The organism is Aliiglaciecola lipolytica E3 (assembly GCF_000314975.1).
Lineage (GTDB): Bacteria > Pseudomonadota > Gammaproteobacteria > Enterobacterales > Alteromonadaceae > Aliiglaciecola > Aliiglaciecola lipolytica.
Genome location: NZ_BAEN01000049.1, coordinates 144,632 through 160,789 on the forward strand (window position 1 = coordinate 144,632; position 16,158 = coordinate 160,789).

A 16,158-nucleotide genomic window follows, 5' to 3' on the forward strand; every position below is an offset into this window, starting at 1 on the left:
GCTACATTTTGCTAAACGAGCCTGCTAGTGAACGATAAAGATGACAGCAAAAAAGAGTTAAGCGACGATGATATAGCGGCGTGGGAACTCCCGTTTTTGGAAGAAAGCTTAAATCTTGATAGCACCAAAACCAACGTGTTTAATCGACAAAGCACTTGGAAATACGAGCCCCCCGAAGAAGAAGAAAGCTTTTTACCGCCAACCGCTAAAGAAATTGAACAAATAAGGGAATCAGCCCATAAAGAAGGGTTTGAGCAGGGTAAGAAACAAGGTTTCGAGGCGGGTTATGCAGAAGGAAAAGAATTGGGTCTGCAAGAAGGTAAGGAGCAAGGTTTACTTGCTGGTCACGACGAAGGTTTGGCAAATGCGAAAGAGCAAGTCGATACTCAGACTGACGCGTTTAACGCATTAATGGAACAACTACACCAACCAGTGTCTCAAGTTGAAAATACATTACAGGCAGAACTGGTAAAGTTGGCAGTAGCTTTAGCAAAATCAGTTATTCGGGCTGAGGTTCAAACTAACTCTGAGATTTTGTTTAATGCGTTGAATGAAGCGCTAAAAGCGTTACCTATCCAAGAAGCCCAGTACCAAATTCATATGCATCCAGATGATATTGAGATGGTGAAGCAGCGTTTTACTGCTGAATACATCGATAAACAGGGATGGACGTTTGTAGAAAATCAAAATATGTCTCGAGGGGGCTGTGATATTAGCACGCGTAACAATGCCGTTGATGCTTCGGTAGAGCGAAGAGTCAAAGATGTCCTCAATAAGTTTCTGCTAGAGCAGGGGCTAAGCGATATTGAAAACGAGTCGTAGTTATGTCTCAGCAATTGTTAGATCGCATCAAGTCTTTACAAACTCAAGTTCCCAAAGCTCCAACTGTCGCATCAGGAAAATTAGTACGTGGGATTGGTTTGACACTAGAAGCGGTCGGTTGCCAAATGCCTGTGGGTAGCCAATGCTTAGTGCAAACTGTAGATGGCCAAATTGAAGCCGAAGTGGTTGGATTTGCCGAAGATATTACGTATTTAATGCCTACCGAAGCGGTGAAAGGTATTGTTCCTGGTTCTCGTGTTGAACCTTTAGATCGCGAACCCGGTTTACCAGTTGGCATGTCATTATTAGGACGTGTAGTGGATGGCAATGGACAACCACTAGATGGGCTAGGCGCGATTAAAGCTGAAAAACGTGTGCCGCTTAGTAAACCACCAATCAATCCTCTATCACGCAGACCTATTACCAGCCCTTTAGACGTTGGCGTGCGAGCAATCAATTCGATGATCACAGTTGGCGAAGGTCAGCGCATGGGCTTGTTTGCTGGTAGTGGTGTAGGTAAAAGCGTGTTATTGGGTATGATGACGCGCGGTACCTCAGCTGACGTGGTTGTGGTCGGTCTAGTGGGAGAGCGGGGACGAGAAGTAAAAGAATTTATTCAAGATATTTTAGGGGACGAGGAAAGACAAAAATCGGTTGTTGTGGCTTCACCTGCTGATACTTCTCCTTTGATGCGATTGAAGGGCTGTGAAACCGCAGTGGCAATTGCTGAATATTTTCGAGATAAAGGTTTAAACGTACTACTATTAATTGATTCGTTAACGCGTTATGCCATGGCGCAGCGTGAAATAGCTCTTGCGGTAGGTGAACCGCCAGCAACTAAAGGGTATCCACCTTCTGTTTTCGCTCGCTTGCCTGCATTGGTAGAACGCGCCGGGAATGGTAAAGATGGGCAAGGCTCAATTACTGCTTTTTATACCGTTTTAACCGAAGGTGACGATTTACAAGATCCGATTGCCGATTCCGCCCGTGCAATATTAGATGGACACATAGTGTTATCGAGAAATTTGGCAGAATCCGGACACTATCCAGCGATCGATATCGAAGCCTCGATTAGTCGTGTTATGCCCATGGTAGTAAGCGATGAACACCTAATGGCGAGTAGAAGAATTAAACAAGTGTATTCCAATTATCAGCAAAACAAAGATTTGATTAATATTGGCGCTTATACCAAAGGAACTGACCCGCGTATGGATTTGGCGATTGCCGCTGAACCAGTAATCAATACGTTTTTACAACAAGGAATGAAGCAAATTTTACCCTATGACGAGAGCCTAGAAGGCATGATGTCGCTAACCAAAGGCTTAGGTAACGGCTAATGGCAGAACGTCAGTTAGAGCTTGTGGCAAAGTGGGAAAAAGACAAAGAAGATCGCTTGGCCCGTGATTTTCAGCTAGCCCAGCAACATGTTGAAATGAACAAGCAAAAACTTTCCAGTTTAGAACGTTACCGATTAGATTATCTTCGGCAAACGCAGGCTAAAGACGCCGGTGCATTGAATATCGATAAGTTCAACAAACTGCAGTCTTTTATCGGTAAATTAGACAAAGCTTGTCAGCAACAAATGCAAGTTCATAACCAAGCCATTCTGGTCGCGGAACAGCGCAAAAATCTGTGGCTAGTCCAACAACGTAAGCGTAAAGCGGTAGAAATGCTTTTAGAGAAAAAGCGACAGGCACGCGAAATTAGAAATAATAAAATAGAGCAGCAGTTTATGGATGAACTTTCAACCCAACGTTTTATTCGTAAGCAACGTTCTACTCATAACTAATAAAACTCACAATCTTAGTATCTCCGACAGGTTGGAACAGTCTTTGCTGTGTTCAATCAAGATCATTGATTTAAACCATAAATTAATGCTGTAACGGGAATAAGAGATGCAACATATTGCCACCGCTAAATCAGAACTTGCCGCCTTGTTAACTAAGGTTAATGGCCATGCAAGCAACAATTTTAATCAACAAACTGATTTTCAATCATATTTTAAACAAGCTGATCAAGTTTATTCACAACCCGTTGAGCCGCCTAAAAACCATCCAGATCGAAACATCGAAAAGTCGGTTGATAATGCGTATGACAGGCAAGAGAGTCAGCGTGATAAAAGCAAAACGTTGCGTGATAGAAGCAAAGACAATCAAGCCGAGTTTGCCAAGCCCGTTGAGCAAAAGTCTGCCATACATTCGTCTGAAACTGATAAATCGGCTAAACCAATACAGCAAAGTGACAAAGCGCAAGCACCTCAATACAGTGATGAGGCAAAAGTAGCGGATACTGAAAATCAAATTGCAGATAAAAACGTTAGTAGTGAAACCAGTGAAAAGAAGAACGTAGAGAATGATGCACTTAAATCAGAAGAACAAATAGTCAAACACGCCGAGCAACAAAGTGAGTTTGAAAAAGCTGGCACCTCGGATAATCCAGAAAAAAGCCTTGAGAACGACCTTGTCTCGGCAACTCACATCATGATTGATGATCAAGTGGTAGATTCAGAAGCTACAGTGATAACTGATGAAACGCCACTGATTGACTGGCTAACATTGGTGGAAAAAAGTATAGCTAAGGCAACCAAAGGTGAAACGAGCTCAAATAAAGAGACTGCAAACGAAAATGTACCTGAGTTTTCTATCACAGAGGTTTTACTTGCAAATAAAAGTGATGTTAATTCAATCGAATCTGATCCAGAGTCATCAATCCTAGGCTCCAGTGAGCTTGAAAATATTGATATAAATGTATTGGTTTCTGAAAATCAACAATCAGAAGAATCTGCGCTCAACGGTACGCTTGCGGGGGATGTCAAAACGGATGAATTCATCGCACTTGAGTCTGCGACGACATTAAAATCTCTTAACAATCTGATTGCCGAGTTACAAACACTATTGGACGCTCAAAAACAAAAAGGCAGCGTCGACAATGCCGCTTCTCTTGACCAATTACTAAATCAGATATCTGATGTTTTAGGAGAATCTGATGCCGATGTAATGGCCAAACTGCGAGAGTCATTGAGATTAGAAACGAGCGCGTTAGAAGTTGCTCAATCGCAAGAGCTAGGCACCGTAACCGAAACGGATGTAGCGATCGCTGACGATTTGCGCTTGATGCTTGATTTGTTGATGTCGTCAGCCTCAAATACAAATAAACCAATATCAAATAGTGATACCACGATAAAGCCTAATATTGAGACTACTTCGCTAACGCCTGACAATATGGAGCTAGCTAAAACGGCAGTTAATATCGACCAAAGTGTGGCTGCATTGCTTGATTTGCCTAAAGATAAATTAGATGCGGCATTAGCTAACCTTGCCCAGCGCTTAGATTTGAAAACTGCGAATAATCAAAATTACGCAGGTGATGCAGGGGGTAAATCTGATTTTGTCAGTGCGCTAAAAAGTGGTATTGAAGAAATAAAAGCACAAATTAAACAAGGGCATCAGCCGGCAATTGATCTGTCTGCGCTGGTTAACGATGCAACTGCTAAAGTCAATTTAGTGCCTGTTGTGCCTCAAGTGTTAGATCAAACTATTACGCGATTTAATCAAACCTTAGAAATAACCAGTCAATTAAATGCAAAAGTAGAACAATTGCATGTTGCTTCGATAACCGAAAAGGCCTTGGTAAAAGAAAATAATAATCAAGCGCAACACCTGCAAAATAAACAGGGGCAACAGTTAGCGCAATTTGATAAAGCGGTGAATATCAATCGTCAAGAAGGCTTGCAACAACTATCTGAGAAAGTACGTTGGATGGTAAACCAAAATAACCTTCAGGCTGATATACGTTTAGATCCTCCTGAATTGGGGGCGATGAAAGTGCGCCTAAATATGTCTGGCGATACGGCAAGTGTTAATATAGTTGTTCAGTCTCAGCAAGCGCGCGACGTACTTGAACAAGCAACGCCTAGGCTAAAAGAACTGCTCGAGCAACAAGGCATTGAACTTGGGCAATCCTCAGTGCAGCAAGAACAAAGTGGCAATGCTGAACAACATGGCTCAGAATTTGTTAGTACGGAGGAGTCCGCTGATAATTTGACAACTGACGAGTCCGAAGTAATTGAGCAACGGATTTCGAACGGCAGGATCGGTGGTATTGATTATTTTGTTTGATACTTGCAATTTTGAGGTGTTTGCATTCACCCGTTACAGCAATTTGTTGATACAATCTAATTAACTAGTCACAAATTAATGAATTGAGAAGAAGATGGCAGAAGACGAATTACAAATGGAAGAGGGTGGCAAAGGCAAGATGATGATTATTATCATTGTTGCAGTTGTTCTCATTGGTGGTGGTGCGGCTGCTTATTTTTTGTTGGGCGGCAGTGACGACTCTACAGAAGAGGTGTCGACCCAAATGTCATCCGGCAGCGACGATAGTGGCGTTGCCATGAGCTCTAGCAATAAAGGCACTGCTTTGTATGTTGCTATGCCACGTCCATTTGTTTTTAACGTGCCAGGGCAAGGAAAAGACCGTTTAGCACAAATTAAAGTGCAGTTAATGGTTCGAGGAACCGATAACGAAGAACTGGCAAAGATGCATGTTCCCTTGATAGAAGGGACATTATTAAAAGTGTTTAGTAGTTCAAATGCAGATGATTTAGTCACTGAAGCCGGTAAAGTCTCGTTACGTGACCAAGCCGGAAGAGAAGTGCAAAAAGTATTGAAAGAAACAGTAGGAAGTGAAGTAGTTGAGCAGGTGTTATTCACCGGCTTTGTTATGCAATAACACTTAAGTGTTTATTTAAGCGAGCGAAACATTGAGCGATTTATTATCACAAGATGAAATTGACGCGCTACTCCATGGCGTTGATGATGTCGAAGAAGAGGACAATGAAGATCTCGAATCTGATGGTTCGATGATTGAGTATGACTTTTCTTCACAAGACCGCATAGTACGCGGCCGCATGCCTACGTTGGAAATCGTTAATGAACGATTTGCCAGACATATGCGGGTGAGCTTGTTTAACATGATGCGCCGATCTGCAGAGGTATCGATAAACGGTATTCAAATGATCAAGTTCGGTGAATATATTCATACACTTTTTGTTCCTACAAGTTTGAATATGGTTCGATTTAGACCCCTAAAAGGAACGGGGTTGATCACCATGGAAGCGCGTTTAGTCTTTATTTTAGTAGACAACTTTTTTGGTGGTGATGGCCGTTATCATGCCAAAATTGAAGGTCGCGAGTTTACACCAACAGAGCGTCGTATTACTCAAATGTTGTTGAAACTCATCTTCGAGGATTACAAAGAAGCTTGGGCACCGGTGATGGATGTTTCTTTTGAATATTTAGATTCAGAAGTTAACCCGGCAATGGCTAATATTGTTAGCCCTACGGAAGTGGTTGTTATTAGTTCGTTTCATATTGAACTCGACGGTGGAGGCGGGGACTTCCACGTATCATTACCCTATTCCATGCTAGAACCCATACGTGAGTTGTTAGATGCAGGTGTTCAAAGCGATAAAGAAGATACTGATTTACGTTGGAGTAAAGCGTTAAGAGATGAAATTCTTGATGTAAAAGTGTCAGTGTCAACGCATATGCTAGATATTGATGTGCCGTTACAAAGATTAATGGACTTCAAACCGGGTGATATCATTCCAATTGAGATGCCAGAAACGATCACAGTTTTAATTGAAGAACTGCCGACTTTCAGAGCGAAACTAGGCCGTTCTCGAGACAATATTGCGGTTAAAATTACCGAAAAAATTCCACGACCCACTTCAGTTAAATCTGAATTGCAATTATTAACGAAAGGCGGACGTCGTATAGACAGTGATGCTGAGCTTTCTGTGTTAGAGGAAGACTTATGAGCGTCTGCAAAAACGAGGTAAAGAACAATGAGTGAAGATGATGCAATGGACGACTGGGCTGCAGCAATGGCCGAACAAGCAGAAGAGGAAGAAGCTGCAGCAGGCGACAGTGGTGATCATGAATTAGATGTATCTGTAGCAGAGTTAGATGAGCTATCTGAAGATGCGCCAATTACCCAAAAAGAAAAGAAAAAACTAGATACGATTTTGGATATACCTGTAACTATTTCCATGGAAGTGGGGCGTAGCCATATTAGTATCCGTAATTTATTGCAGTTAAATCAAGGATCTGTAGTCGAATTAGATCGTGTTGCTGGCGAACCTCTCGATGTGTTAGTAAATGGCACGTTGATTGCTCATGGTGAGGTAGTAGTCGTCAACGATAAATTTGGTATTCGGTTAACGGATGTTATTAGTCAAATCGAGAGAATTAAAAAGCTTAGGTAATAAAAACTCATATAAAACATGGGTTTGGATACTTCTGAGCCCACTGTTTGTCCTTTCTAAAAGTGCTTTCGCACAAGTTGAAAGCCTTTCAAATCCCACTTCGATAGTGTCAATTTTTCTATCATTATTATTGGTAGTAGTAATTGTTGTTGTGTTAGCCATGCTGATGCGACGGTTTAATGTCACTGCTACCGGAAATGGTCAGCTAAATGTCGTAGCGTCGATGGTTGCGGGTACGCGAGAGCGGATAATGGTCATTGAGGTGGGTGAAGAGCAGCATTTAATTGGTGTGACCGCCACCAATATAAATCATTTAGCCAAACTGGAACAACCTCTACAAAAGCCCACAAACACTACCGGAGATAACTTTAAAGATAAGTTAACTCAAGCACTTGCGGGCAAAATCAAAACAGGATTAGATAAAGCCAAGGGGCAAAACAATGATTAGATTTTTACTGATTTTGTTGAGCGCCATTTTATTGGCTCCAACAGATGTGTTTGCAGCACCTGGCGTGGATGCGTTAACCGTAACAACGAATCCTGACGGCACTCAGGATTACACTATGACATTGCAAGTGCTGGCAATTATGACCGCATTGAGTCTATTACCTGCGTTTGTCATGATGATGACGTCTTTTACAAGGATCATTATCGTATTGTCGATTTTGCGCCAAGCGATCGGTCTCCAACAGTCACCGTCAAATCAAATATTGATTGGCGTTAGTCTTTTTCTTTCAATGTTTATTATGGCTCCGGTGTTTGAGCAAATTAACGAAAATGCGTTACAGCCATATTTAAATGAAGAAATGACCTCAATTGAAGCTTACGAACAAGCTAAGATACCCATGCGCGCTTTTATGCTCTCACAAACACGGGTCAAAGATTTAGAGACGTTTGTACAACTAGGTGACATGGTGGGTGAGTTTGACGATCCTTCTGAAGTACCAATGAACGTATTAATACCTGCTTTTGTAACCAGTGAACTGAAGACTGCGTTTCAAATTGGCTTTATGTTATTTATCCCATTTTTGATTTTAGATTTAGTGGTGGCTTCCATTCTTATGGCGATGGGGATGATGATGCTGTCTCCGATGATCGTTTCTTTACCCTTCAAACTCATGTTATTTGTGTTGGTGGATGGTTGGAATCTCATTTTTGGTACATTGGCCACAAGCTTTGGCTTAGGGTAGGGGGGCTTCCATGGCACCTGAGATATTCGTCGAAATTCTAAAAGAAGCCTTACAAATGGTAATTTTGTTGGTTTCGGCCATTATTTTACCTAGTTTGTTTGTGGGATTGATTGTAGCGGTATTCCAAGCTGCCACGTCTATCAATGAACAAACCATGAGCTTTCTGCCACGTTTGATTGTTACTTTGTTAGTACTCAGTTGGGGTGGGCATTGGTTGGTTCAAAAAATCATGGATTTCACCTTCACTATGGTTGAACGCATACCAGAAGTGATAGGTTAGCCATTTTGGAATTCGCAGCTTCAACCGTTACTCAATATATGGCAGATATGTTACTGCCATTTATGCGTATTTCAGGGTTGTTTGCTGCCATGGTAGGGATTAGTGCGAAAACGGTCCCCACACCAATAAGAGCATTGTTGACGCTTTTTTTGACACTAGTGATTATGCCAGTTGTTCCACCGGTCGATATCTCTGAAATATTTGCAGTAAGTACCTTTGTACTCGTTATCCAGCAGTTAATAATTGGTATCGCCATTGGGTTTATCTCAGCAATGGTGTTGGATACCTTTGTCATTGCAGGACAAGTGGTGGCGATGCAAACCGGGTTGGGGTTTGCGTCTATTGTTGATCCCGTTAACGGTATTAATGTCCCGGCTGTTGGCCAATTCTATTTGATCCTTGCAACATTGCTATTTTGGGCATTCGATGGTCACCTTTCAATGATAACCATGGTAGTGATGAGTTTCGAAGCATTTCCTATCGGAGAAGCTTGGTTTCAGCCTGAACAATTTAAAGAAATTGCGCACTGGGCTGGCTGGATGTTTGTTGCTGCAGTAACGCTTTCATTAGCGCCAATTGTTTCGCTTTTAATTGTAAACCTTGCGTTTGGTGTTATGACAAAAGCAGCCCCTCAATTGAATATATTTAGTATTGGTTTTTCCATCGCGCAAATCATGGGGCTGGTCATTATTTGGTTGACTATGGATAACTTCACCCATCATTTCGAATTGCAGTGGCACAGGGCTCAACAGCTAATGTGTGATTTATTACAAGTTTGCGGTAATTAAGGGACTTTTTGGATGGCTGATACACACGAAAAAACAGAAGACCCCACGGCCAAAAAAACCAGTGACTCCCGCAAGAAAGGACAGATAGCGCGATCGCGCGAGTTGTCTACAACCCTAGTATTGGTTGCAAGCGCGATAGCGTTTTTACTTATCGGTGAACGAATTGCTTCTGCTTTGTTTCAAATAATGCAACGGACATTTAACCTTTCCAGAGACGAAACCTACGACTTGACCCATATGTTTCAAGCATGGGGATATGCGTTTGAAATAATTAGTATTCCAGTGCTATTTTTTTTACTAATTGCCATGATTGCAGGTATTTACGGCAGTATTGCTTTAGGCGGATATAATTTTACCTGGCAATCCGCTGCGCCAAAAGCTAATAAAATAAACCCCTTGGCAGGTTTCAAACGCATGTTTGGGATTAATGGTTTAGTCGAATTATTAAAAGCTTTAGCTAAATTTATCGTGGTAGCAGGCACTGCATACATTGCATTTATTGTTTTTCAAGATGAAGCTTTACATTTAGATAGAGAAATCTACCCTCTCAACCTTTTTCACGCCATGGAATTAATCTCTTGGGCCTTTTTGTTTTTGTGTTGTGCCTTGATACCCATCGCTATATTTGATGTGCCTTATCAAACTTGGAAACACAACAAAGAAATGAAAATGACTAAACAAGAGGTTAAAGACGAGCGTAAAAATTCAGAAGGTGATCCTCAGGTTAAAAGTCGTATACGCAGACTACAATACCAAGCTGCAGCTAAACGTATGATGCAAGAAGTACCTAAAGCCGATGTCGTAGTGACTAACCCTACTCATTATGCGGTTGCATTAAAATATGATCAAAAAGGCACGACAGCGCCTATTTTGGTGGCGAAAGGGGCGGATGAGTTAGCGATGCATATCCGTAAAATTGCAGGGGCTCATGGCGTGCCGATTGTGTCGTCTCCACCGTTAGCTCGGGCAATATTCCATACCACTGAGCCTGAAAAAGAGATACCCGAAAAACTCTTTATGGCAGTGGCGCAGGTATTGGCTTATGTATACCAATTGAAAACGTTCAAGAGCGGAAAAGGCAAGCGTCCTTCACCATTGAAAAAAGATTTACCCATACCAGAGGATATGCGGTATTAAGTGCATCAAATAGAAGGGGACTATTCACCACTTTCAGCGGCGCGAATTCGTGCAAGACGTTCTTCTTCTTCAGCAAATGCTGCTTTAATTTCTTCAAGCACGGTATCTACGTTTGCGACACTGTCATCAAACTCGAAATGACCCGTCAAAATGGAGTCTGGTGTAAGTTCGCCGGCCTCAAATAAAGCCCACATTTCTTCTGCATAATGAGTATTGTTTAATTCAGGCGCAAACTCGGCGTAATAGTCCGTCATATTGCGCACATCTCGTTGCAACATTTTAAACGCATTATTGTTGGCCGCAGCGTTAACTGCTTGGGGTAAATCGATAATGACAGGGCCGTAATCATCAACCAGTACATTAAATTCAGATAAATCCCCGTGCACAATCCCAGCGCATAACATTAACATCACATACAACATGACCTGAGCGTGGTCTTCGAGAGCTTGTTCTTTAGACATGGAAACGTCATTTAAACGAGGGGCGACTTCACCGGTTTCGTTAGTCACCAGCTCCATCAGAAGCACACCGTCATAACATCCATAAGGTTGAGGTACTCTAACGCCAGCTTTAGAAAGTGTAAAAAGTGCGTCTACTTCTGCATTTTGCCATGCATCTTCTAATTGCTTTCGGCCAAAATTAGAACCTTTCTCCATCGCTCTTGCACGACGGCTATTTTTGACTTTGCGGCCTTCTTGATATTGCGCAGCTTTTTTAAAACTTCGCTTCATGGCTTCTTTATATACTTTTGCGCAGCGTATTTCACCTTGGCTTTTAACCACAAACACCGTGGCCTCTTTACCACTCATCAATTGGTAAAGTACTTCGTCAATTAGGCCGTCATCGACTAAAGGTTGCAAACGCTTTGGAATTTTCATGGCGCGTTTATACAGTACTTAGACGTTTTTTTAAATAACTTGTTTTCATGAATGAATTTCTTTTACTCGGCCGACTTGACCATCTTCCAAGCGTACTTTAATGCCATGGGGGTGTTTAGGTGAGTTGGTAAGTATATCTTTGACCACACCTTGGGTAAGATTACCGCTTCGCTGATCCTGTTTGAGTACGATTGATACTTTTGTACCAATTTTAATGTTTGCACGCGCAGTTCCGTCCACAATAATTTCCTTCATATTTAATTTAGTATTGGGCTAATACATCGTCTATAAAGCGCTGCCACGTTTCATTTGGTTGCCAAATTGCTAGCATTTCTTGCTTTGCTTTTTCTTCTGGCGTCTTGAGATGGGTTATCTGATATAAATACGTGAAAACCGCACCGCGCCAATTTAGACGACAGTGGGTTAAAATTACACCGTCACTTTGTTCATATTGTTGCATGATTGCAACGTAATCCTGAAAATTCTCTAGCGTGGGATTTTCCCATTCTACAGCAATGTTATGGTAGGTCAGTTGCATTGAATTCATTAAACTTCGTTGCTCACTTCTATCTCCTGGGATCAAATCAACCACTTTATTCACTCCCAGTGACTTTAGCTTTTCAAAGTGATTTTTGGTTGGCAGCCCCGAACTTACCATTTTGGAATTGTTCACCTGATAATTTTTTAGTCCAGGTAAAGGCGTATTTAACCCATGATCTGACGCTTGTGCGGTTGTGATAAGCGTTATCAAAGCGACGATAGAAAAAAGCATTTTAGGCATATGTTGCTATCCTTGCGACTATTTGGAAATTTAATATCTGGCAGACAGTATATGTGCTTACTCGCTTATTCTCAAAATAACCTGCATAAAGTTATCTTTTTAACACTGAGCAACTTAGTTACACTTGCAGATACTAAATTGAGAACGACTGTATTAGGAATTTATGCAACTTGAAGAAATAAATAAAGCGCGTTATCGCAAATGCCTAAATCGGGTTATTGTGGCCTGTATAATTGTATTAGTCGTCGGTAGTTTGAGTATTTCGCAATTGCTGATTATGCTGTTTCCCAATGAAAGTGGAAGTCATTTTTTCTGGAATCTGCTTGGTGTTGTTTTGACCTGTATTTGTATCGGTTGGGTACTGAACAAATACCGAACTCATCAGGCTATGACCGAAGTTGTTTATGTGTGGGAACTGAAACAAACATTGAATAGAATCAATCGAAAAATGCCAAAGCTAAAAGCTGCTGCAAACGAGGGCAATATTGATGCATTGCAAACTATTCATTTTTGCTATGCCGGCTCACGGCAACTTTGGCAACTTGATGACAATACCATCACCATGGATGAACTTGCGATTCAACAAGCTGAACTTGATAGTTTAGCTAAGCAATTTAATGTAGAACTAAATTCAAAAGATTTTAAAGAAGAAGTCTTGGCTCAGTTTTAAATCAAATGCGGATTTTAGGCATTAAAAATTGTTACTGAGCCAAGTTAAAACTATGCGCTAAACTGCATGGTTTTTAGTAATTTATCTTTCACTTTATCCACAGAGTTTACCTGTTCTCCTACTATGATTATGTCAGTTTGTTGGCTCTTAAACATTTTGCCGGCCAAATTACTTCCGGTAAAACTGCGCACAGTTCGCATATCATTGGAATGAGGAACAACAAATACTGTTACTTTGTCGCCATTTTCTGACTCCAATACCATATGAAAGCTTCTGATATTCTGAAAATTACAAAAATTAGCATAATAAATTCGGCCAATATCTTGGGTAAACTCTGCGCCCAAGTTTGCTAATTGAAAATTAACATTTTCCAATGAAAAGTCGCCATTAACATTTAACGCATAACCATTTGCCTCTTGTGTTACATGGGCAATGGCATGTTCACCTAAATCAATTTTAGCTGGCTGTTGGAATAGACTAAAACTCAACCCCACAATAAACGCGATAGATGCTGCGCTAGCCAAGTGAATTCGAGTTTTACGACGTTGAATTTTTTGGCTTTGTATAGACTGTTTTAGAATTAACTTCTCAGCTAGATTTTCAGGAACCCTAATGTTACTGGCTTTGATAATTGCATCATCTAATTCTTTAACTTCGCGCCAAAATTTTTGTTTTGCACTGTCTTTTTCGGCGGCTTGTTTAACGTCTTCATCAGCACAATTTGGGTTGGCGTAAATGGTACGACGGAATTGTAAATCATCCATTTTGGTAACCTCTGCTGTTATTTGATTTTTCCAAAGCGTCTTTTAATTGACTGCGAGCTCGGAATAACCGTGTCATTACTGTATTTTTGTTGAGATCCAATTGCTGTGCAATTTCGTCCCCACTGTATCCGAACATGACTTGTAGAATGAGTGGCTCTCGATACTCTTCGTTCAGCCCAGCCATTAGCTGCCTAAGTTCTTGATACTCAATTTCTAATTCGTTTGATAAGCTATCATCTTCCAACGACACGTCGTCCATATCCACCAAGTCAAATTGTTTACGTTCAAAACGACGCGCGTTTTCACGGCGCAATATAGTAATTAACCAAGATTTAGCTGCTTTTTGATCTTTTAATGAGTCCAGTGATTTCCAAGCACGCAGAAAAGTCTCCTGAACAATGTCTTCAGCAATCGCTTTATCTTTAACTAACCAATATGCGTAACGAAATATATCGCCATGAAGGTCATGAACTAATGCTTCGTATCGTTTTTGTTTTGCTATCACATCCTCAGAGACCGAGTCATTGGCCGATCGCTTTCGAAAAAACATAAGTACTTAAACCTTTTTTATTAACTTTATGATTAATATCAGAATTTATTTTAAGAAATTTTTACTATTGGCATACAGTTTAGACTAGAAAGTTCTTTGCTGGTGGTTTAAAAAATCCGGCGAGAGCCGGATTTTTTAGCATTTATGCACAATGAATAGAAATATCAGCGCTGGCTTTCTACCCAGTTTTCAATTTTACTTTGTAAGATATTTAAGGGCACTGGTCCATCTTTTAATACTTCATCATGAAAGCCGCGAATATCAAACTTGTCACCAAGTGACTGTTTTGCAAAATCACGTAGTTCCATAATTTTGAGTTTTCCAATCATGTAAGCAGTGGCTTGGCCAGGCATGGCAATGTAACGCTCTATTGCTTTTACGGAATCACCTTCCGGATTGGGTGTGTTAACAACTAAATATTCGATCGCCTCTTCACGACTCCATTTTTTAGCATGAATACCAGTATCGACAACCAGTCGACAAGCTCGCCAAAGCTCCATGGCTAAACGACCAAAATCTGAATAAGGGTCTACATAGAATCCCATATCTTTCGCTAATTCTTCTGAATATAAGCCCCATCCTTCAGTATAAGCAGTAAAAGATACATACTTTTGAAATTCAGGAATGCCATCTAGTTCTTGTGCGATGGCTCGTTGCATATGGTGTCCAGGGATCCCTTCGTGATAAGCCAACGCTTCCATTTGGTAAGTTGGCATATCTTTCATATCATACAAATTAGCGTAATAACTGCCGGGACGCGAGCCATCTTTCGAGGGACTTTGATAAAATGCTTTCCCCGCTGACTTTTCTCTAAACGGCTCGACTCGTTTTACGATCATGTCCGCTTTCGGTGTCAAACCAAAATACTCTGGAATTTTATTTTCCATTTCATCGATCAAAGCTTTAGCATCAGCAAGATATTGATTTCTGCCTTCATCATTATTGGGATAATAAAACTGGTCGCTATTGCGCATAAATTTGAAGAATTCTTGTAATGTGCCTTCAAATTTAACTTTATCCATAATTTCAAGCATTAAACCGTGAATACGCTCGACTTCTTTTAAACCTATGTCATGTACTTCCTGAGCTGTTAAATCAGTCGTGGTAAACCATGCTAAACGATTGTCATACCACTTATCACCATCAGGTAAACGCCAAACCCCATCTCCTTCAGGTGAAAGTTCACGTTGTATTTCGAGCTCAGCGATCAACGCTTGGTACGCTGGTAAAACTGATTCTTGCAGAGCGTCTCTGGCTCGTTTTTTCAGCCCACTGATTTCAGCGTTAGAAATTTCTAACTTTTCAAGTTTGCTTTGAAAATCCTGCCATATCGTTGAATCTTCTCCCGATTCGACAAAAGGGTTACCGCTGATAACATTTTGTGACGCTTGGATCATTTGGTCGTAAGACCATTTAGGCGGGAAAACGCCTAATTCTTGTCTTATTTTTAATTGCTCGATTACTTGTCCAAAAAGTTCGTCTACTTTGTCTAAACGGGAAATATACGCTTCCGCATCTTCAATACTGTCTACTCTATGGATGTTTACCATAAAGCTAGGTACTACCGTATGATAAGCTCGGAACTGATCCATAATGTAAGTGTGATGTCTGAACTTGTCGTTTTCTAACCTGCGTTGAATATCAACTTTGGCGATTTGCAGACTGATTTTTTCTTGTGGATTTAACTGACTTTGATCAAATGCTTCTAATGTTTGCAAACGTTGCTGAGAAATTTCAATATCTTGGTCAGTTGCAGAGTCAGAAATGTCATCCCATTTGTCATAATCCCACTTGTATCCTAAGTAACTTTGCGACAAAGGGGAGCGTTTAAGATCTTGTTCAAACATATCCGCGAAAAATGTCGCCAGTTTCTGCGACTCTGTTTGCTGTGCAGATTGCTCACTTTTTTGAAGTTGAGATTGGCTGTCTTTTTGAGTTTGTTTAGTTGGTTCTGAACAAGCAAGTAATGTAAGCGTTATAACGCTTAGGGGAACCAATAATTTAGAAGATTTCATGTCTTAATATTC

19 protein-coding genes are annotated in these 16,158 nt (G+C 40.9%); 13 read left to right on the forward strand and 6 right to left on the reverse strand.

What is annotated here, in order from left to right; translation table 11 throughout:
- Positions 1-27: 27 nt before the first annotated feature.
- From fliH to flhB, 12 genes are all read left to right on the forward strand, one after another.
- Complete coding sequence (fliH, locus tag GLIP_RS12650; protein WP_008845033.1) at positions 28-822, forward strand: flagellar assembly protein FliH; 795 nt, start codon at positions 28-30, stop codon at positions 820-822.
- A 2-nt stretch (positions 823-824) separates the two neighbouring features.
- Positions 825-2,159, forward strand: coding sequence for a flagellar protein export ATPase FliI (fliI, locus tag GLIP_RS12655; protein WP_008845034.1), 1,335 nt, complete (start codon positions 825-827; stop codon positions 2,157-2,159).
- On the forward strand, positions 2,159-2,611 hold the full coding sequence (gene fliJ / locus GLIP_RS12660; protein WP_008845035.1) for a flagellar export protein FliJ: 453 nt from the start codon (positions 2,159-2,161) through the stop codon (positions 2,609-2,611). Before fliI ends, fliJ begins: the two co-directional genes overlap by 1 nt.
- Positions 2,612-2,717: 106 nt before the next feature.
- Positions 2,718-4,940 (forward strand): flagellar hook-length control protein FliK, encoded by a 2,223-nt coding sequence (locus GLIP_RS12665; protein WP_008845036.1) that lies wholly within the window; start codon positions 2,718-2,720, stop codon positions 4,938-4,940.
- Between the two features lie 94 nt (positions 4,941-5,034).
- The gene (fliL, locus tag GLIP_RS12670; RefSeq protein WP_008845037.1) at positions 5,035-5,556 is read left to right on the forward strand and encodes a flagellar basal body-associated protein FliL; all 522 of its coding nucleotides are present in this window, start codon (positions 5,035-5,037) and stop codon (positions 5,554-5,556) included.
- A 31-nt stretch (positions 5,557-5,587) separates the two neighbouring features.
- Entirely contained in the window at positions 5,588-6,646 is a 1,059-nt protein-coding gene (fliM, locus tag GLIP_RS12675; protein WP_008845038.1) for a flagellar motor switch protein FliM, read from the forward strand.
- Positions 6,647-6,673: 27 nt separating this feature from the next.
- Complete coding sequence (fliN, locus tag GLIP_RS12680; RefSeq protein WP_008845039.1) at positions 6,674-7,093, forward strand: flagellar motor switch protein FliN; 420 nt, start codon at positions 6,674-6,676, stop codon at positions 7,091-7,093.
- The gene (fliO, locus tag GLIP_RS12685; RefSeq protein WP_193362858.1) at positions 7,053-7,541 is read left to right on the forward strand and encodes a flagellar biosynthetic protein FliO; all 489 of its coding nucleotides are present in this window, start codon (positions 7,053-7,055) and stop codon (positions 7,539-7,541) included. The genes fliN and fliO overlap by 41 nt, the downstream gene beginning before the upstream one ends.
- The gene (gene fliP / locus GLIP_RS12690) at positions 7,534-8,283 is read left to right on the forward strand and encodes a flagellar type III secretion system pore protein FliP (protein ID WP_008845041.1); all 750 of its coding nucleotides are present in this window, start codon (positions 7,534-7,536) and stop codon (positions 8,281-8,283) included. The genes fliO and fliP overlap by 8 nt, the downstream gene beginning before the upstream one ends.
- Positions 8,284-8,293: 10 nt before the next feature.
- Complete coding sequence (fliQ, locus tag GLIP_RS12695) at positions 8,294-8,563, forward strand: flagellar biosynthesis protein FliQ (RefSeq protein WP_008845042.1); 270 nt, start codon at positions 8,294-8,296, stop codon at positions 8,561-8,563.
- Positions 8,564-8,568: 5 nt separating this feature from the next.
- Positions 8,569-9,351, forward strand: coding sequence for a flagellar biosynthetic protein FliR (fliR, locus tag GLIP_RS12700; protein ID WP_008845043.1), 783 nt, complete (start codon positions 8,569-8,571; stop codon positions 9,349-9,351).
- A gap of 12 nt (positions 9,352-9,363) precedes the next feature.
- The gene (gene flhB, locus GLIP_RS12705; protein WP_008845044.1) at positions 9,364-10,488 is read left to right on the forward strand and encodes a flagellar biosynthesis protein FlhB; all 1,125 of its coding nucleotides are present in this window, start codon (positions 9,364-9,366) and stop codon (positions 10,486-10,488) included.
- A gap of 20 nt (positions 10,489-10,508) precedes the next feature.
- On the opposite strand, the gene GLIP_RS12710 is transcribed toward flhB, so the two are convergent.
- Genes GLIP_RS12710 through GLIP_RS12720 form a run of 3 tightly spaced genes read right to left on the reverse strand, consistent with a single transcriptional unit; the run spans position 10,509 to position 12,147 of the window.
- The gene (locus tag GLIP_RS12710; RefSeq protein WP_008845045.1) at positions 10,509-11,366 is read right to left on the reverse strand and encodes a PA4780 family RIO1-like protein kinase; all 858 of its coding nucleotides are present in this window, start codon (positions 11,364-11,366) and stop codon (positions 10,509-10,511) included.
- A 45-nt stretch (positions 11,367-11,411) separates the two neighbouring features.
- Positions 11,412-11,606, reverse strand: a complete 195-nt coding sequence (locus tag GLIP_RS12715) for a YwbE family protein (RefSeq protein ID WP_008845046.1) — start codon at positions 11,604-11,606, stop codon at positions 11,412-11,414.
- Between the two features lie 22 nt (positions 11,607-11,628).
- Positions 11,629-12,147 (reverse strand): protein tyrosine phosphatase family protein, encoded by a 519-nt coding sequence (locus GLIP_RS12720; protein WP_008845047.1) that lies wholly within the window; start codon positions 12,145-12,147, stop codon positions 11,629-11,631.
- Between the two features lie 163 nt (positions 12,148-12,310).
- Between GLIP_RS12720 and GLIP_RS12725 the strand changes: the two genes are divergently transcribed.
- Positions 12,311-12,817 (forward strand): DUF3087 domain-containing protein, encoded by a 507-nt coding sequence (locus GLIP_RS12725; protein ID WP_008845049.1) that lies wholly within the window; start codon positions 12,311-12,313, stop codon positions 12,815-12,817.
- A gap of 50 nt (positions 12,818-12,867) precedes the next feature.
- Here GLIP_RS12725 and GLIP_RS12730 read toward each other — a convergent pair whose 3' ends face one another.
- The 3 genes from GLIP_RS12730 to GLIP_RS12740 all read right to left on the reverse strand — a co-directional run bounded on the left by GLIP_RS12730 (position 12,868) and on the right by GLIP_RS12740 (position 16,146).
- A complete protein-coding gene (locus GLIP_RS12730) occupies positions 12,868-13,581 on the reverse strand; it encodes a DUF3379 family protein (RefSeq protein ID WP_008845050.1) in 714 nt (237 codons plus the stop codon).
- On the reverse strand, positions 13,574-14,131 hold the full coding sequence (locus tag GLIP_RS12735; protein ID WP_008845051.1) for a sigma-70 family RNA polymerase sigma factor: 558 nt from the start codon (positions 14,129-14,131) through the stop codon (positions 13,574-13,576). The genes GLIP_RS12730 and GLIP_RS12735 overlap by 8 nt, the downstream gene beginning before the upstream one ends.
- Before the next feature lie 164 nt (positions 14,132-14,295).
- Positions 14,296-16,146 carry a DUF885 domain-containing protein gene (locus GLIP_RS12740; protein ID WP_008845052.1) on the reverse strand — a complete coding sequence of 617 codons (1,851 nt, stop codon included), beginning with the start codon at positions 16,144-16,146 and terminating at the stop codon, positions 14,296-14,298.
- Positions 16,147-16,158: the final 12 nt, after the last annotated feature.